The sequence below is a fragment of the Desulfonauticus sp. genome (assembly GCF_055126295.1).
Genome location: NZ_JBSRHE010000005.1, coordinates 122,468 through 140,270 on the forward strand (window position 1 = coordinate 122,468; position 17,803 = coordinate 140,270).

At 39.5% G+C, this 17,803-nt stretch carries 13 protein-coding genes; all 13 read left to right on the plus strand.

Annotated features, from left to right (window positions below; all coding sequences use genetic code 11):
- Positions 1-13: 13 nt before the first annotated feature.
- On the plus strand, positions 14-2,038 hold the full coding sequence (gene aprA / locus ACTCIM_RS04870; RefSeq protein WP_472314156.1) for an adenylyl-sulfate reductase subunit alpha: 2,025 nt from the start codon (positions 14-16) through the stop codon (positions 2,036-2,038).
- A gap of 152 nt (positions 2,039-2,190) precedes the next feature.
- Positions 2,191-3,432: an FAD-dependent oxidoreductase gene (locus ACTCIM_RS04875; RefSeq protein WP_472314158.1), complete on the plus strand. Its 1,242-nt coding sequence runs from the start codon at positions 2,191-2,193 to the stop codon at positions 3,430-3,432.
- A 3-nt stretch (positions 3,433-3,435) separates the two neighbouring features.
- On the plus strand, positions 3,436-5,724 hold the full coding sequence (locus tag ACTCIM_RS04880) for an FAD-dependent oxidoreductase (protein ID WP_472314161.1): 2,289 nt from the start codon (positions 3,436-3,438) through the stop codon (positions 5,722-5,724).
- 9 nt (positions 5,725-5,733) lie between these two features.
- Positions 5,734-6,879 carry a quinone-interacting membrane-bound oxidoreductase complex subunit QmoC gene (gene qmoC / locus ACTCIM_RS04885; RefSeq protein WP_472314164.1) on the plus strand — a complete coding sequence of 382 codons (1,146 nt, stop codon included), beginning with the start codon at positions 5,734-5,736 and terminating at the stop codon, positions 6,877-6,879.
- Positions 6,880-7,079: 200 nt separating this feature from the next.
- Positions 7,080-8,201 (plus strand): branched-chain amino acid ABC transporter substrate-binding protein, encoded by a 1,122-nt coding sequence (locus tag ACTCIM_RS04890; RefSeq protein ID WP_029968092.1) that lies wholly within the window; start codon positions 7,080-7,082, stop codon positions 8,199-8,201.
- Positions 8,202-8,275: 74 nt separating this feature from the next.
- Positions 8,276-9,181 (plus strand): branched-chain amino acid ABC transporter permease, encoded by a 906-nt coding sequence (locus ACTCIM_RS04895; protein WP_029968089.1) that lies wholly within the window; start codon positions 8,276-8,278, stop codon positions 9,179-9,181.
- 10 nt (positions 9,182-9,191) lie between these two features.
- Positions 9,192-10,148, plus strand: a complete 957-nt coding sequence (locus ACTCIM_RS04900) for a branched-chain amino acid ABC transporter permease (protein ID WP_464278467.1) — start codon at positions 9,192-9,194, stop codon at positions 10,146-10,148.
- On the plus strand, positions 10,145-10,909 hold the full coding sequence (locus ACTCIM_RS04905; RefSeq protein WP_029968084.1) for an ABC transporter ATP-binding protein: 765 nt from the start codon (positions 10,145-10,147) through the stop codon (positions 10,907-10,909). The genes ACTCIM_RS04900 and ACTCIM_RS04905 overlap by 4 nt, the downstream gene beginning before the upstream one ends.
- 3 nt (positions 10,910-10,912) lie before the next feature.
- The gene (locus tag ACTCIM_RS04910; protein ID WP_029968071.1) at positions 10,913-11,617 is read left to right on the plus strand and encodes an ABC transporter ATP-binding protein; all 705 of its coding nucleotides are present in this window, start codon (positions 10,913-10,915) and stop codon (positions 11,615-11,617) included.
- Positions 11,618-11,720: 103 nt separating this feature from the next.
- Positions 11,721-12,416 carry a DUF1614 domain-containing protein gene (locus ACTCIM_RS04915; protein WP_472314167.1) on the plus strand — a complete coding sequence of 232 codons (696 nt, stop codon included), beginning with the start codon at positions 11,721-11,723 and terminating at the stop codon, positions 12,414-12,416.
- A gap of 12 nt (positions 12,417-12,428) precedes the next feature.
- Positions 12,429-13,169, plus strand: a complete 741-nt coding sequence (locus ACTCIM_RS04920; protein ID WP_472314170.1) for a MogA/MoaB family molybdenum cofactor biosynthesis protein — start codon at positions 12,429-12,431, stop codon at positions 13,167-13,169.
- Positions 13,153-14,766: a two-component system sensor histidine kinase NtrB gene (locus tag ACTCIM_RS04925; RefSeq protein ID WP_472314173.1), complete on the plus strand. Its 1,614-nt coding sequence runs from the start codon at positions 13,153-13,155 to the stop codon at positions 14,764-14,766. The genes ACTCIM_RS04920 and ACTCIM_RS04925 overlap by 17 nt, the downstream gene beginning before the upstream one ends.
- On the plus strand, positions 14,759-17,803 hold the full coding sequence (locus ACTCIM_RS04930; protein ID WP_472314175.1) for a UvrD-helicase domain-containing protein: 3,045 nt from the start codon (positions 14,759-14,761) through the stop codon (positions 17,801-17,803). Before ACTCIM_RS04925 ends, ACTCIM_RS04930 begins: the two co-directional genes overlap by 8 nt.

Here is a 17,803-nt window from a genome sequence, read left to right on the forward strand (position 1 = left end):
AGGAGGGATAAATATGCCTCAGATTCCTGCTAAGGCCAAACCATTGGGTTTACCTTTGGCTGAGCCTGAAATTGTAGAAATCAAAACCGATGTTTTACTCGTCGGTGGTGGTATGGGTGCTTGTGGTGCTGCTTTTGAAGCCAAGAGATGGGCTGACAAATATGGCGTAAAAGTTCTCTTGGTTGACAAGGCTGCTTTGGAAAGATCTGGTGCTGTTGCTCAGGGTCTTTCTGCTATTAACACCTATCTTGGTGAAAACGATCCTGATGATTATGTACGCATGGTTCGTACTGACCTTATGGGAATCGTTCGTGAAGACTTGATTTTTGACCTTGGTCGTCACGTTGATGATTCTGTTCATCTTTTTGAAGAATGGGGTCTTCCTGTTTGGGTTACCTTAGAAGATGGTAAGCGCGTTGATGGTGCTACTGCCAAAAAGAAAGGATTGGCTATTCGCAATGGTGCCAAGCCTGTTCGTTCTGGTCGTTGGCAGATTATGATCAACGGTGAATCCTATAAGTGTATTGTGGCTGAAGCTGCTAAGAACGCTCTTGGCGAGTACAGAGAAGAAGATGGCAAGGGTACTGGTTACTTAGAAAGAATTTTTGTGGTAAAACTTCTTTTGGATGCCAATCAGCCCAACCGCATTGCTGGTGCTGTTGGTTTCTCTGTTCGTGAAAATAAGGTATACATTTTTAAAACTAACGCCATGTTGGTAGCTTGCGGTGGTGCTGTTAATGTTTACCGTCCTCGCTCCACTGGTGAAGGTATGGGTCGTGCCTGGTATCCTGTATGGAATGCTGGTTCTACCTATACTCTTTGTTCTCAGGTTGGCGCTGAAATGACCATGATGGAAAACAGGTTCGTACCTGCTCGTTTTAAAGATGGTTACGGTCCTGTTGGTGCCTGGTTCTTGCTCTTCAAGGCCAAAGCTACTAACGCTTTTGGTGAAGACTACTGTCAGACCAACCGTGAAATGCTCAAGCAGTACGAAGAAAAGGGCTATGCTCATGGTCCTATCATTCCTACCTGCTTGCGTAACCACATGATGCTCAAGGAAATGCAAGAAGGTCGCGGTCCTATCTTCATGGACACTGCTACTGCCTTGCAGGAAACCTTTAAGACCTTGGATAAGAAAGAGCAGAAGCACTTGGAAGCTGAAGCTTGGGAAGACTTCTTAGACATGTGTGTTGGTCAGGCCAACTTGTGGGCTTGTTTGAACATCGAGCCTGAAAAGGTTGGTTCTGAGATTATGCCCACTGAGCCTTATCTCTTGGGTTCTCACTCTGGTTGTTGTGGTATCTGGGTATCTGGTCCAGACGAAGATTGGGTACCTGAAGAGTACAAGATTAAGGCTGACAACGGCAAGGTTTACAACCGTATGACCACTGTTAACGGTTTGTTTACCTGTGCTGATGGTGTTGGTGCTTCTGGTCATAAATTCTCTTCTGGTTCTCACGCTGAAGGTCGTATCGCTGGTAAGCAGTTGGTACGCTGGGCTGTAGATCACAAAGATTTCGTGCCTACCTTGAAGGAAAGTGCTGAAGAATTGGCTAAACTCGTTTACAAGCCTTACTATAACTTCTTAGAGCACAAAGATATTACCACTGCTCCTGACATCAACCCCAAATATATCACTCCTCGTAACTTCATGTTCCGCTTGATTAAGGCTACTGACGAATATGGTGGTGGTGTTGCTACTTATTATGTAACTTCTGAAAAGTTGTTAGAACGCTGTGAAGAACTCTTGGATATGCTCGAAGAAGATTCTGAAAAGCTTTGTGCTCGCGACTTACACGAACTCCTAAGAGCTTGGGAAAACTACCATCGTCTCTGGACTGTACGTTTGCACATACTCCACATTAAGTTCCGTAAGGAAACTCGTTATCCTGGTTTCTACTATCGTGCTGACTTTATGGATCTTAATGACGAAGAATGGAAGTGCTTCACCAATTCTCAGTTTAATCCTGAAACTGGTGAGATTAAGTTCTTCAAGAGACCTTACATTCAGATCATTCCTGATCCAATGCATCCATAAGGATGCTTTAAGCTGGCTGTGGTTTGACCACGGCCAGCTTTTTTTTATTTTTTGCTATTTTTTGCCAAATGGTCTAAGTCAGAGCTTAGAAAAAGTTTTGACTTGGGCCATTTGAGTGATAAGACCTTTGGAAAATTTGAGGGAGGATTGGCATGAGTAATAGTATATTAGTATTAGGTGGCGGCTTTAGCGGTCTTACCGCAGCTTTAGAAGCAGCCGAAGTAGGGTATGAGGTGTTTATTGTAGAGAAACAACCTTATTTAGGTGGTAGAGTGGCACAACTAAACAAATATTTTCCCAAACTGTGTCCTCCCACTTGTGGTCTGGAAATTAACTTCCAGAGAGTAAAGAAAAATCCTAAAGTAAAGTATTTTACTTTGGCTGAGGTAAGCAAAATTAGTGGCGGACCTGGTAATTACGAAGTTACAGTTAAGATTAAACCTCGCTTTGTGAACAACAATTGTACTGCTTGTAATAAGTGTGTGGAAGTTTGCCCTGTAGAAAGAGATTGTGAATTTGATTTTGGCTTGGGTAAGACTAAAGCCATTTACAAACCTCATACCATGGCTATGCCCATGCAGTATGTAATTGATTCTGAAGTATGTACAGGTACTTCTTGTGCTAAATGTGTAAGTGCCTGTGAATATAAAGCTATTGACTTGGAAGATAAGGAAAAAGAAGTAGTTTTAAATGTGGGCTCCATTGTGGTAGCTACTGGTTGGAAGCCTTATGATATTAAGAACCTTACTAATTTGGGCGCAGGTCAAATTAAAAATGCCATTTCCAATATGCAAATGGAAAGGTTGGCTGCTCCCAATGGTCCTACTGGGGGCAAGATTGTAAGGCCTTCTGATGGCAAGGAACCTCAAAGAATTGCCTTTGTTCAGTGTGCTGGTTCCAGAGACCAGAACCATTTAAATTACTGCTCTTATATCTGTTGTATGGCTTCTCTTAAACAATGTACCTATATTAGAGAGCAATATCCTGATGCGGAGATAGTGGTTTATTATATAGATCTTAGAGCTCCTGGCCGTTATGAAAAGTTTTTAAATAAAGTCCAGGCTGATGAAAAGATTAAAATGGTGAAGGGTAAAGTTGCCAAGTTAGAAGAAGACAGTGAAGGTAATGTAATTGTAACTGCTGAAGACATTATCGCTGGAGTGAAAAAAGAGGAAACCTACGACCTGGTGGTCTTGGCCACTGGTATGCAACCTTCTTTAGATGGAGTAGAATTCCCTGCAGATGTGGAGGTAAAGGAAGGTTTTGTCGTAGGTGGAGAAGATAAGGGAATTTTTGCCGCAGGTTGCGCCAAAATGCCATTAGATGTTATGACTTCTGCAGAAACAGCAACAGGTGCGGCTTTAAAAGCTATTCAAACTTTGGTCAGGAGGTAAGACATGGCAAAAAAAATAGGAGTATATATCTGCACAAGTTGCGATATAGGTAACAGGGTAGATATAGAGAAAGTAAAGGAATTTATTGATGATGAATGCGCTCCTGCTCTAATCAAAGAGCTTCCCTTTCTTTGTGGGCAGGAAGGTGTAGAAGCAATCAAAAAAGATATTGCAGAAGAAGAAATAAATGCAGTGTGTATAGCTGGTTGCTCTCCTAGAGTAAACTGGGATGTCTTTGATTTTGGCCCTGAGGTTCTGGTAGAAAGGGCTAATATTCGTGAGCTTGGAGTATGGAGCTTTAAAGAGCCTGAAGATTTGCCACCTATTGAAGAGACTGACTTGGAAGCAGACCATATCACCATGATGGTTCAGGACTACATCAAAATGGCTGTAATGAAACTGGAAAAAGCAGAAAAACCTGAACCTGAAATTCCAGAAATCAATAAAACTATCCTGGTTGTAGGTGGTGGTTTTACTGGTCTTTCTGCTGCTTTGGATGCTGCCAAGGCTGGTTATGATGTGGTGATTGTAGAAAAGGAAGATCGTTTGGGTGGCTTTGCTGCCAAAATGTATAAGAAGACTCCTTCTAAATATCCTTTTACCAGCACAGAAGAAAACGACATTGAAAAATTAATTGCCGAAGTAGAGCAAAATGATAAGATTAAGGTTTTGACTTCTGCTGCTATTCAAAAGATTGCTGGTGCTCCTGGAATTTATGAAGCCACAGTCAAAGTGGGTGAAGAAGAGCAAACCTTAAACATTGGTGCTGTGGTTTTGGCTACTGGTTGGAAGCCTTATGATGCTTCTAAACTTTCCCATTTGGGTTATGGTCAAATTAAAAATGTTGTGACCAATGTGGAGTTTGAGACCTTGGCCAAAGAAGGCTTAAAAAGACCTTCTGATGGTGCTCCTGTAAAAAGTGTTGCCTTTATCCAGTGTGCTGGGCAAAGAGACCCTGAGCACTTGCCTTATTGTTCTTCCATTTGTTGTATGGTTTCCCTAAAACAGGCCCAGTATGTGCGTGAACTGGATGAAAATGCAAAGGCCTTTATCTTTTATAAAGATATGCGCACCACTGGTATTATGGAAAATTATTATAAAGCCGCTCAAGACGATCCTGGTATCTTCTTGACCAAGGCAGAAGTTGAAGAAATATCCCAGGATGGCGATCAAGTAGTGGTAAAGGTAAAAGATACCCTCTTGGGCGAAGACCTGGAAGTAAAGGTAGATATGTTGGTCCTGGCTACAGGTATTGTGCCTACTACTGCTGAAGAAGCCAAGCTGGAATTGGAGTGCAAGAGCCAGGCTAGTGAAGGAGAAGAGGAAAAGAAAGAAGAAAGTGAAACCTGCGAGAATCCTTTACTTGCCAAATTACAAGAAGCTTCCTGTCTTAAACTGCAATATAGACAGGGGCCAACCTTCCCTGATTTGATGCTTTTTGATGGTTTTGCTGATTCTAACTATATTTGCTTTCCTTATGAAACCAGAAGAACCGGTATTTATGCTGCTGGTTGCGTAAGGCAGCCCATGGGTATGGTTGCTGCCAAGGAAGATGCTACTGGTGCAGCTTTAAAGGCCATTCAGTGTATAGAGTCTGCCAACAGAGGTGTAGCAGTACATCCTCGTTCTGGGGATATGTCTTATCCCAAATTTAATTTTGTACGTTGTACTCAATGTAAAAGATGTACAGAAGAGTGTCCTTTTGGTGCTTTAGATGATGACGAAAAGGGAACACCTAAGCCCAATCCTACTAGATGTCGTCGCTGTGGAACTTGTATGGGTGCTTGTCCGGAAAGAGTTATTTCTTTTGATAATTACTCCATCACCATGGTTAATGATATGATTACCTCTATTCAGGTGCCTGAATATGCAGAAGATGGTGGTTATAGAATCTTAGTTCTTTGCTGTGAAAATGATGCCTATCCAGCTTTAGATATGGCTGCTATGCGAGGCAAAAAATGGTCTTCTTATGTTCGTTTTATTCCTGTACGTTGTCTTGGTTCTGTAAATACTCAGTGGATTGCAGAAGCTATGTCTAAGGGTATTGATGGAGTGCTTTTACTTGGTTGTAAGTATGGTGAAGATTATCAATGTCACTTTGTTAAAGGTAGTGAGCTTTGTAATCGTAGGATGGAAAACGTAGCTGAGACACTTTCCAGATTACAAGTAGAAGCTGAAAGAGTTAAACAAGTGCAGGTATCTATTGATGAATATGATAAGGTACCTGAAATTATAGATAAGTTTGTGGAAGAAATAGAAGGTTTTGGTGCTAACCCATACAAGGGATTCTAGGGAGGGCTTATGGCTAGATTAGTAGTAGATCCGGATGTACAATTTATTAGAGACCTGCAAGCTGCAGGTGGTGAGTCCATTAAAAAATGTTATCAGTGCGCTACTTGTAGCGTAATCTGTCCACTTTCTCCTGAGGAAAACCCTTTTCCTCGTAAAGAAATGATTTGGGGACAGTGGGGATTAAAGGATAAATTGGTTAATGATATTGACATTTGGCTTTGCCATAATTGCGGTGAGTGTTCTGACCTTTGTCCTAGAGGAGCCAGTCCTGGAGATGTTTTAGCTGCTCTTAGGAATATGGCTTATCGTTCTTTGGCTAAGCCTGCCATTCTGGGTAAGTGGCTTAGCTCTGCTAAGTATTTACCCATTTTATTTGCTATTCCTGCTTTAATTTACCTCATTATTTGGGGATTTACCACCGGGCTTACCATTCCTGAGGGAGAGATTGTTTTTGGCAAGGTATTCCCTGGTGATTATACCATTGACCCTGTATTTGGCCTGGTAGCTGTTTTTGTGCTCTTTACCTTTGCCTCAGCCATTGGTAATTTATTTAAATCCTTTAAGGAAAGCGGTTATACTCCCAGGGAAGATGGTCCTGGCTTCTGGCAGGCCCTTTTGGATGTGGTTAAAGAAGAGATTATTACTCATTCCAAATTTCAGAAGTGTTCTTCCAATGCTGAAAGGTATAAAGGTCACTTGTTCCTGTTCTATGGTTTTGTGGCCCTTTTCATTGTTACCTCTATCGTAGCAGTTGGACACTGGGGTGGAAGGTTAATTGGCCATGAAATGCACACTCCCCTGGCCCTCTGGAATCCAGTAAAAATTTTGGCCAATGTGGGAGCTATCTTGCTTATTGCTGGTTTGGTCTTGATTACCAGAATGCGTTTAAATGCTGATCCTTCTAAGAGTGTAAGTTCTTATTATGACTGGTATCTTTTGGGTGTAATCTGGGCCATTGCCCTTACTGGACTTTTAAGTGAGATTTTACGTGTGGCCAATGTAGCTGCCCTGGCCTATCCCATGTACTACTTACACCTGATTTCTGTATTTATGCTCATTGCTTATCTTCCCTGGACCAAACTTGCTCACTTGGTCTATCGTACCGTAGCTTTGGCCTATGCCCGTCAAATAGGTCGCAAAGGCCTTGGCGAATAAGCTTCGTAAAAATTAAACTATGCTTTTAAAAGCCCTACCAAATGGTAGGGCTTTTTTTATTTTTTCTGAATAAAATTCTGATAATTTTGTTTTTAGGTGAAAAATCAAAAAATAATAAGGAGAAAATAAATAAAAAGTTGATTTGGACTTGAATTTTGAGTATGGCTGTCTGGAAAATAGAAATAGAAGGAGGGGTGTAGATGAGAAAAGTTTTGCTTAGTTTACTGGTTGGCTTGGGCCTGCTTTTTAGTTTTGGTCCTGCTTTTGGAAAAACTATTAAAATTGGTCTTCTTTGTCCTTTAACTGGTTCCTGGGCTAGTGAAGGGCAGGATATGGAAAAGATTGTTAAACTCCTGGCTGAAGAACTCAATGCCCAGGGTGGACTTTTGGGAAGTGAAGTGGAAGTGGTGGTAGAAGATGATGGTGGAGATCCCAGAACTGCTGCTTTGGCTGCTCAGAGGCTTTCTGCTCAGGATATTGTAGGAGTTATTGGTACCTATGGCTCCTCTGTAACTGAGGCTACCCAGGCTATTTTTGATGAAGCCAAGATTATTCAGATTGCCAATGGTTCCACTGCCATTCGTTTAACTGAAAAGGGGTTAAAATACTTTTTTAGAACATCTCCTAGAGATGATGAACAGGGAAGAGTAGCTGCCAACTACCTTACTGGCAAAGGATTTAAGAGAATAGCTATTTTGCATGATAACACTACCTATGCCAAGGGTCTGGCTGATGAGACCAAGTCCTTGCTGGAAAAGAAGGGTGCCAACATTGTTTTTTATGATGCCTTAACTCCAGGAGAAAGGGATTATTCTGCCATTTTGACCAATCTTAAGGCTGCTAATCCTGATGTAGTCTTTTTTACTGGTTATTATCCCGAAGCTGGCTTGTTGCTCAGGCAGAAAAAGGAAATGGGCTGGAATGTTCCCTTTATAGGTGGTGATGCTACTAATAATCCTGATTTGGTAAAAATTGCTGGCAAGGATGCTGCTGAAGGGTTTATGTTCTTGAGCCCTCCTGTACCTCAAGACCTGGATAGTAAAGAAGCCAAAGACTTCTTGGCTGCTTATAAGAAAAAATATGGCGATCTTCCTGGCTCTGTCTGGGCAGTGCTTTCTGGAGATGGTTTCTTGGCTTTGACCACTGCTATCAAGGCCACCAAGTCTACTGATTCTGATGTGCTTGCTGATTATCTTCACAACAAACTAAAAGATATGCCAGGACTTACTGGTAAGATTTCTTTTGATAGCAAGGGAGATAGAGTGGGTGACCTCTATCGTATTTATAAAGTGGATGCCAATGGCAACTTTGTTCTGCAATAGATAAGTTAAGTATCAAAAGGGCTGTTCTACCAGGACAGCCCTTTTTCTTGTAAATTTTATTCTGGAGAAAAAGTATGGAGTTATTCATTCAGCAACTTACCAATGGACTTGCTATCGGTGGAATATATGCCCTTATTGCTCTTGGTTATACCATGGTCTATGGCGTGATGAAGCTTATTAACTTTGCCCATGGAGATTTGTTTTCTATTGGGGCCTATCTGGGGCTTACCTTACTTCTTTCCTTAGGTTTAGTGGACAAAATAGGTGTATTGGGTGGCATTTTATTACTTATGCTTATGGTCATGGGACTGGTAGGTATTATTGGCATTATTTTAGAAAGAGTAGCCTATCGCCCCTTAAGAAAGGCCGACCGATTGGCTGCAGTAGTTTCAGCTCTGGGAGCATCTATCTTTTTTGCCAACAGTTTAATGCTTATTTATGGGGCAAAGTTTAGAGTCTATCCTCACAATATCCTGCCCAAAATGGCAGTGGATATTTTGGGAATGAAAATACCTTTAATCCGTATTTTGCTTTTACTGGCTTCCTTTATCCTGATGACTGCTTTATACCTCTTTGTGCAAAAGACCAAAACAGGTACAGCTATTAGAGCTGCAGCCATTGACCAGGGTGCAGCCAAGCTTATGGGTATAAATGTAAATAAAATTATTTCCATTGTATTTTTTATTGGTCCGGCTTTAGGCGGGGCTGCAGGGATTATGGTTGGACTTTATTATGGACAAATAAACTTTCTTATGGGATGGCTTTATGGATTAAAAGCCTTTATTGCTGCTGTTATTGGAGGAATTGGTAATATTCCTGGAGCTATGCTTGGTGGAATTATTTTAGGAGTAGTGGAGTCTTTAGGGGCTGCGTATGTTTCTTTTGCCTGGAAAGATGCTATAGCCTTTTTGGTTTTAATTATTATTTTAATTGTTCGTCCAACTGGAATATTGGGAGAAAGAGTTGCTGAAAAGGTGTAAGGATGTAGGTATGAACAGAAAAAGAATTATAAACATAATTATTATTTTAGTTTTAGCTTGTGCTCCCTTATTTTTAAATACCTATTGGGTAGATGTATTAAATAATATTGGTATTTATGCTATTTTAGCTTTGAGTTTAAATTTTATTTTAGGGCATACAGGCCTGTTTCATATGGGGCATGCAGCTTTCTATGCCATTGGAGCCTATACCACAGCTATTTTAAATACCATGTATCATATTCCCATTATTTGGCTTATGCCTTTAAGCGGGCTTTTGGCAGGTATTTTTGGCTATCTGGTGGCCAGGCCCATTATTCACTTGCGCGGTGATTATTTGCTTATTGTTACCATTGGTATTGTGGAAATTGTGCGCATTGCTCTGGTGAACAATATCTTTGGAATTACAGGTGGGTCCAATGGAATTTTTGGCATTTCCAGACCCAAGCTTTGGGGATTTGTCATCAGGCGTCCTCAGGACTTTTTTTATTACATCTGGATTTTTTTGGGGATTAGTGTGTATCTTTTTTATCGTTTAGAAAATTCCCGTTTTGGTCGAGCTTTAAATTATATTAAAGAAGATGATTTAGCTGCTGAAGGTAGTGGAGTTGATTCTTCTGGATATAAGTTAAAGGCCTTTATTATTGGCGCTATCTGGGCCGGATTTGTGGGTAATATTTATGCTTCTAAAATGACTATTATTTCTCCAGAATCCTTTTCCTTTTGGGAATCTGTGATTTTGTTTGTAATTGTTATTTTAGGAGGCTCTGGCAGTATGCGGGGAATTATCCTGGGTAGCTTTCTCATTATTGGCTTGCCAGAGCTTTTTAGGCAGTTTGCCAGTGCCAGGATGCTTATCTTTGGTGCAGCTATGGTAGTAATGATGATTTTTAGACCTCAAGGGATTATACCTCCTAAACCTAGAACCTATAATTTGGATTTTCTTAAGCTGGGAGAAGCAGGAAAATGAGTTTACTTGAGTTAAGAAACTTAACTAAAACCTTTGGTGGCTTAATGGCAGTAAATGAGGTAAGTTTTTCTGTAGATAAGGGTGCAGTGGTAGGGTTAATCGGTCCCAATGGAGCTGGAAAAACCACTGTATTTAACTTAATTACAGGCAATTATAAACCTGATAGTGGCGAAATTATTTTTGAAGGTGAAAATATTGTAGGTTTACCCACTCATAAAATTGTAAATTTAGGCATAGCCAGGACCTTTCAGACCATTCGTCTTTTTCAAAACCTTTCGGTATTGGAAAATGTCTTGGCTGGTTGCCATTGTAGAATGAAAGCTGGTATGCTGGCTTGCATGTTCAGGCCTAAATGGCAAAAAGAGGAAGAAAGGGAAGCTTTAAAAAAGGCCTGGGCTGAGCTTGAATTTGTAGGTTTAAGCAAGGAGCTAACAAATAAAGCCAAAAACCTTTCCTATGGAAATCAAAGACTTCTGGAAATAGCCAGAGCCCTGGCCACTTCGCCTAAGCTCATTATTTTAGATGAGCCAGCTGGGGGCATGAATGAGCAGGAGACCCAAGAACTGGTTGAATTAATAGGAGAAATAAAAAAGAGAGGAATAACTGTTTTGCTCATTGAACACGATATGAGTTTGGTTATGCGCATATGTGAGCATATTGTGGTCCTGGAACATGGAGCCAAAATTGCAGAAGGCACTCCAGAAGAAGTGAAGAATAATCCTTTGGTTATAGAAGCTTATTTAGGTGTGGATGAGGATTAGAAGATGCTTAGAATAGAAAATTTACATGTTAGTTATGGTAATGTGGAAGCTTTACATGGCATAAATCTAGAGGTAAAAGAAGGTGAAATTGTAACTCTTTTGGGAGCCAATGGAGCAGGAAAATCTACTACCTTAAACACTATTAGTGGACTGTTAAAGCCCACCAAGGGCACCATTTATTTTAAAGATGTTGAGATTAGCAAGTTAGAGGCTCATGAAATTGTGAGCTTGGGTATTGCTCAGGTTCCCGAAGGGCGGAGAGTATTTTCCACCCTGACTGTACAGGAAAATCTAAATTTGGGTGCCTTTACGGTACTGGATGAAAAGACCATTCAGAAGAATTTGGAGTGGATTTTTTCCCTTTTCCCCCGTTTAAAAGAAAGAAGAAAACAGTTGGCAGGCACTTTAAGTGGAGGAGAGCAGCAGATGTTAGCCATTGCCAGAGGGCTTATGGCTAATCCGAAAATTTTGCTGTTAGATGAACCCAGTTTGGGCCTGGCTCCTATTTTGGTTAAATCCATTTTTGCTACCATCAAAGAAATCAATGAAAGCGGGGTAACAGTTCTGTTGGTAGAGCAAAATGCACGAGCTGCCTTAAAATTGGCCCATAGAGGTTATGTTATTGAAGTGGGCAATATTGTTCTGGCAGATAGTTCAGAAAATCTTTTAAGTAACCCTGAAGTACGCAAAGCCTATTTGGGTGGATAATTTTTTTTAGAGGTCAAATTCTTTTTTAACTTTAAAATTCCTGGAGAAGATTTTGACCTCTCTTTTTAAAGATGGTAGCCTTTCCTCTTAGCAGGAGGAGACAATGGGTCCTATTTTTTATTTTCCCTATTTTATTTTTATTCTTATTTTATTTTTTCTTTTAGTTTTACTGCTTTTTGGCCTGATTAAGATTGGTTTATTTGTTATTGCCTTTCATAAACTGGGGCTAACAGGACTGCAAACCTTTTTATTGCTTATAACCACCTTAATTGGAAGTGGTATCAATTTGCCCTTGTTCAGCAGGGAGATTTCTTTTGCTCCTTATGAGATGGAAGAAGATTTTTATTCTAAGTTTTTTAGACACGTCAGATATTATCAAGCTGATTTTTCTAAGCAAATAATCGCCTTAAATGTTGGTGGTGGACTTATTCCCATTTTTTTGTCCTTTTATTTTATTTCCCAGATTGGGGTTTCTTTAGAACTGGGGCTTTGCTTTTTGATTGTCTCCCTGGCCTGCTATAAACTGGCCCGTCCCATTCCAGGAGTTGGCATAGGCATTCCTTTTTTGGCTCCTCCTTTAATTACTGTCCTGGCTACCTGGATTTTGGCACCTGCAGATATTGCCCCTCAAGTTGCCTATATTTCCGGTACCCTGGGCACATTGGTGGGAGCAGATATTTTGCATCTTTTAAATCCTTCTGAGCAGAATAAACTGGTAAGTCCAATACTTTCCATTGGTGGAGCAGGCACTTTTGATGGCATATTTTTGTGTGGAATTATTGCCGTACTTTTAGCTTAAAAAAGGTGAATTATGGAGATAAAATACTCAAGTTTGGAGCAAGTTATTCCTCAGGGAAAAGCTTTTTTAGTGCCTTTAAAAAATTTTTTTCTTGCAGATGGAAGTGTTTTGGAGCCTGATTTTTTGAAAGCTGGGGGGTATTTGCAAGCTGAAAAAAATAAATTTTTCTTACAGGATAAACTCTTAGTGGGCAGTAATTTTTATCTTTTGTTTACAGAATTTGTAGAAAAGGAGTCTTTTTTCTGGAGAAAAGAGGCCTATTCTCTGGCTGTAATCACCTTGAGTGACAAGGGATATTCAGGCAAAAGAGAAGATGAAAGTGGGCCTTTAGTGCTTAGTTTGCTGCAAAATAAAATGGATTTTTCCTGGACCAGAAGATATGTTCTTCCTGATTCTAGGGAAAGTCTTAGCTATTTACTTGCTCATCTTATTTATTTTTTAAAGGTAGATGTAATTGTTACTTCCGGAGGAACAGGGGTATATCCTAGAGATATTACTCCGGAGATTTGTCTTAAATTTGTGGACAAAAGACTTTCTGGATTTGAACAGGCGATGTTAATCAGTTCTCTTCAAAAAACACCCCATGCTATGATTTCTAGAGCTGTATGTGGACTGGCTGGGGAAAGTTTACTTATAAATTTGCCTGGAAGCATAAAGGCCGTAAAAGAAAATTTGGAAGCCATTTTACCGGCATTACCTCATACTCTTAAAAAATTTCATGGTGATCCAGAAGAGTGTGGAAAAAGACCTTGAGTATGTTCTCTCAGAAAAATTTTTGAGAGATTTTACCGTTCGTTTTTCCCTTTTTCGTCTAGCCCTTATCTTAATTATCTTTGTGCTTTTAGAGGCTGTCTGGTTGGGTATAATCCCTCAGATAAATTATTTTATTGAAAATCAATATTTATACATTATCTTTTTTGTCTGCGGATTTGGGTTGAATTTAATCTATTTACTTACCTGGAATAAATTTAAATCTGCTTACTACTTTGTTTACCTGCAATTTATATCTGATATTTTTCTGGCCTTTTATATCATATTTCTAACAGGTGGCTTAAAAAGCAGTTTATTTTTCTTAATCCTGGTAACCATTTTTTTATATGGGAAAATTTTAGGCTTAAGGACAAGTATTTATTTTAGTGCCCTTTGTGTTTTGATTTATCTTATTGTGGGTATTATTCAATTTAAGTATCCATTTATCTGGCAAGAAAATAGCTTTAGCCTATCTAACTTCTTTTTTTATTTTATTTTAAATTTTCTTAGTCTTTTTTTGATAAATTTACTTGTTTATTTTTCTGAAAGCAGAGAAAAAAGCCTTTTTAATGAGTTAATTAGTCAAGAAATAGCTTTAAGTAGGTCTGAAGCTCTAAAAAAGAGCATTTTTGATTTAATGGAGTCTCTGGTTTTTGTTTTAGAGCCAGAAAAAAATATCATCATATCTTTAAATCAGAAAGCTCTTTATTTTTTAGGTTTAAAACATCTATCTTTGGCTTTAGGCAGAAGTATTTCGTACTATAATAAAGAACTAAGTAATATTATAGAGGCAAATAAAAAAGACAAAAAAAGTTTTAATTTTAAATTGGGAGAAAGGTCTTTTTTAGGTAAAATATCATATCTAGAAGTTGAAAATAGCTATCTAGTTATCTTACATGAAACCACAGAGTTAGAAAAGTTACAAGAAAAGATTTTTCAAATGGAAAAATTGGCCAGTTTAGGTGAACTTGCTGCTGGAGTAGCTCATGAGATTAAAAATCCTCTGGCTGGAATAAAGGCCAGTTTGCAGCTTTTGCAAGAAGAGGAAGACAAGGAATTACAAACCAAACTATTTACCATTGTGTTAAGAGAAGTAGATAGGCTGGATAGACTGGTGAAGAACTTTTTATCTTTTGCCAAACCCAGGGAAGGAGATAAAGAGTGGGTGAATATAGCCTCTCTTGTCAAAGAACTTATTATCCTGGCCCCTCTGGAACCAGGTAAAATTAAGTTACAGTTAGATCTGGATAGTTCCCTGGAAGTATTTTGGAATAGGGAGCATTTAAAACAGGTGTTACTTAATCTTTTGCTTAATGCCAAGGAAGCTGCTTTAGAAGGAAAAAAAGAAATTTTTATTGGTTTGGAAAAAAAAGAGGAGACATGGTCTTTGGTCATTGCAGATAAAGGAAAGGGAATTAAAAAAGAGGAAATAAAAAAAGTTTTTGACCCCTTTTTTAGCACTAAAAAACAGGGAACTGGCCTGGGACTATCCATTGCCCTTAGGCTTTGTCATTTAAATGAAAGTAGTTTAGAGATTGAATCTGAGGAAGGAAAGGGGACAAAAGTGAGTTTAATTTTAGGGAAGGTAAAACATGGATAGATTTATTGCAGATTTACATATTCATTCACCTTTTTCTAGAGCTACAAGTAAAAAACTTTTGCCAAGAAATTTGGCTGCCTGGGCAGAAATAAAGGGTTTGGATGTAGTTGCTACTGGAGATTTTACTCATCCTAAGTGGCTTGAAATATTAGAAGAAGAACTGGTGGAAGTAGAAGAAGGACTGTTTGAGCTGAAAAATAAACAGGGCCTGGCCAAAGAAATTCCTGGATTTTCTGGAGAATTAAAAGGCAAGGTAAGATTTATTTTAAGTGCAGAGATTAGTTCTATTTACAAAAAAAGGGGAAAAGTTAGGAAGATTCATAACCTGGTTTATGTGCCTTCCCTGGACAAAGCTAAGGAATTGAATCGCAAACTGGCAGAAATTGGCAATTTGCACTCTGATGGCAGGCCCATTTTAGGCCTGGATGCCAAAGATTTATTGGATATGGTCTTGGAGCTGGATAGCAAGGCCTTTTTGGTTCCTGCCCATATCTGGACGCCCTGGTTTTCTCTTTTTGGTTCCAAATCAGGTTTTGACTCCATAGAGGAGTGTTTTGAAGATTTGAGTAAATATATTTTTGCCCTGGAGACAGGGCTTTCTTCTGATCCAGAGATGAACTGGCTTTTAAGTAAGCTGGATAGATTTTTTTTGGTTTCCAATTCAGATGCCCATTCTGGAGAGAACCTAGCCAGAGAAGCCAATATTTTTCAGGGAGAAGTAAGTTATACAGGGATTTATTATGCCCTAAGAGGTGAAGGGCTTAGTCATAAATTTTTAGGCACCTTGGAGTTTTATCCAGAAGAAGGCAAGTATCATTTAGATGGTCATAGAAAGTGCAAGGTAGTTTTGACTCCCCAGGAGACTTTGAGTCGGGGAGGTATTTGTCCGGTTTGTGGTCAGAAACTTACTGTTGGCGTACTGCATAGGGTCCTGGCTTTAGCTGATCGCAAAACCCCTCAAAAACCCAAGCACCATCCAGATTATACCTCACTTATTCCCTTAAAAGAAATTTTGAGTGAGTTTTTGGGTGTAGGGCCTAAAAGTAAGAAAGTTAATACCTTATATGTGGAGTTAATAGAAAAATTTGGTTCAGAACTGGATATCCTTTTAAATGTTCCCTTAGAAGACTTAAAACAAAAACATAGTTTACTGGGAGAAGCTGTTGCCAGGATGAGGAGAAGGGAAGTTTTGCGTCAACCTGGATTTGATGGCGAATATGGGAAAATATCCCTTTTTACTCCTAAAGAATTACAGGAAATCTTGCAGGGGAAAAGTCTGTTTGTCCTGGGGCAGGAAAGCAAGAAGACAGACGCAGTAAAGGAACTAGAGCTTATTGCAGAAGAAAAGCAAGAAAGTTTTCACTATAATGAAGAACAGGAAAGGGCCATTGGAGCTAAAGGGCCTTTGTTGGTCATAGCTGGGCCTGGCACTGGTAAAACTCAGACCTTATTGGGCAGGGTAAAAAAACTTCTGGAAGAAGGAATAAATCCCAGACACATTTTGATTTTAACCTTTACCAGAAAGGCCGCACAGGAGATAAGAGAGAGATTACTGGAGAATTTGCAGGAAAAGGTTTTGCCAGTGGCAGACACCTTGCACGCCCTGGCTTATGAGTACTGGCAAAAGGTACACAAGGAAAAGCCTCTTATTTTGGAAGAGGAAGAAGCCAAAAAGGTTTTTGCCCGGGCCAATCCCAAGCTTAGCTCCCAGGAGCTTAAGGAAAAGTGGGCAGAGTTTTGTTTAAAACGAGAAAGGCGAGAAGAGTGTAGCCTGGAAGGAGAAAATTACTTTAATTTAAAAAAAGACTTAAATTTAGTAGATTATGCAGATCTTTTGGAGTTTTGGCTGCATGAATTGGAAGTGGGTAATTTTTTAAGGCCCTATACGCACCTTTTGGTGGATGAAGTACAGGACCTTTCGCCTTTACAATTGGACTTAATTGTAAAACTTGCTCCAGAAAAAGGAGAGGGTTTTTTTGCCATAGGTGATCCCAGGCAGGCGATTTATGGTTTTAGAGGGGCAGTTACAGAGGTGGAAAGTTATTTAAAGCAATACTGGCCTGAACTGGAAGTCATTTTCCTACATTCCAATTACCGTTCTGGCCAAAAGATTCTGGATTTAGCTGGAGGCCTTTTTTCTGGAACTAACTTAAAGGCCAGAAAAAGAATTGAGGCAGAGGTTTGTTTATTAAAAGCACCTTCTGATAATTATGAGGCCTTTTGGATTGCCAATAAAGTTAAAGACCTTCTGGGAGGAAGTGCCCATTTTGAAGCAGATAATAAGCCTACCCAATATTCTCCTGGAGATATTGCTATTTTAGTACGTTTCAGGGCTTTGGTAAAACCCTTTGTCCAGGCTTTGAAAAATAAAGGCATTCCAGTAGCCTCACCAGAAGAGGAAGCTTTTTTTAAGGAGCCCAGAATAGAGCTTATTTTAAAAGAAGTGGAAAAGGTCCTGGGGTTTAATGTGGAAAAGCCTTCTTTATTCCCGGAAAGTGTACTGGCAGCAGGCCCCAGAGGAATTAAAAACTTTTTAAAGGACATACCTCCTTTTGACCCTTTATTCTGGGAAAGTAATTATTTTAAACAGTTAGAAAAACTCTATGCGCAGGAAAATGGCTGGTTAAGTTTGATTAATTTTATTCGTCTGGAAAGTGAGCTTGACCTGGTAAGGGAAAAGAGCCAGAGGGTACGGGTGATGACCTTGCATGCCAGCAAAGGACTGGAGTTTGAGGTGGTATTTTTGCCTTGTCTGGAAGATGGACTGTTACCTTTTATTGGAGTGGATAAGTTGGTAGGGGCAGAAAAGGAAGGTAGCTTTGATTTGGAAGAAGAAAAAAGACTGTTTTATGTGGGACTCACCAGGGCCAAAAGTCATCTTTTTTTAAGCTTTGCTCAAAGTAGAAAACTTTATGGCAAGCGCTTAAACCTGCCACCTTCCAGGTTTTTAGACCTCTTAGACTCTAACCTGTTTGAGCTCAAAGAGCCCAGGAAAAAAACTTCTTTAAAAGAAAAACAACATCTTCTTTTCTCCTAA

Excerpts from the sequence above, each read along its gene's own strand:
- ACTCIM_RS04900 (WP_464278467.1), top strand. The coding sequence starts at position 9,192 with ATGAACAGAAAAAGAATTATAAACATAATTATTATTTTAGTTTTAGCT.
- ACTCIM_RS04905 (WP_029968084.1), top strand. The coding sequence starts at position 10,145 with ATGAGTTTACTTGAGTTAAGAAACTTAACTAAAACCTTTGGTGGCTTA.
- ACTCIM_RS04930 (WP_472314175.1), top strand. The coding sequence starts at position 14,759 with ATGGATAGATTTATTGCAGATTTACATATTCATTCACCTTTTTCTAGA.
- ACTCIM_RS04890 (WP_029968092.1), top strand. The coding sequence starts at position 7,080 with ATGAGAAAAGTTTTGCTTAGTTTACTGGTTGGCTTGGGCCTGCTTTTT.
- qmoC (WP_472314164.1), top strand. The coding sequence starts at position 5,734 with ATGGCTAGATTAGTAGTAGATCCGGATGTACAATTTATTAGAGACCTG.
- ACTCIM_RS04910 (WP_029968071.1), top strand. The coding sequence starts at position 10,913 with ATGCTTAGAATAGAAAATTTACATGTTAGTTATGGTAATGTGGAAGCT.
- ACTCIM_RS04875 (WP_472314158.1), top strand. The coding sequence starts at position 2,191 with ATGAGTAATAGTATATTAGTATTAGGTGGCGGCTTTAGCGGTCTTACC.
- ACTCIM_RS04895 (WP_029968089.1), top strand. The coding sequence starts at position 8,276 with ATGGAGTTATTCATTCAGCAACTTACCAATGGACTTGCTATCGGTGGA.
- ACTCIM_RS04915 (WP_472314167.1), top strand. The coding sequence starts at position 11,721 with ATGGGTCCTATTTTTTATTTTCCCTATTTTATTTTTATTCTTATTTTA.
- aprA (WP_472314156.1), top strand. The coding sequence starts at position 14 with ATGCCTCAGATTCCTGCTAAGGCCAAACCATTGGGTTTACCTTTGGCT.
- ACTCIM_RS04920 (WP_472314170.1), top strand. The coding sequence starts at position 12,429 with ATGGAGATAAAATACTCAAGTTTGGAGCAAGTTATTCCTCAGGGAAAA.
- ACTCIM_RS04880 (WP_472314161.1), top strand. The coding sequence starts at position 3,436 with ATGGCAAAAAAAATAGGAGTATATATCTGCACAAGTTGCGATATAGGT.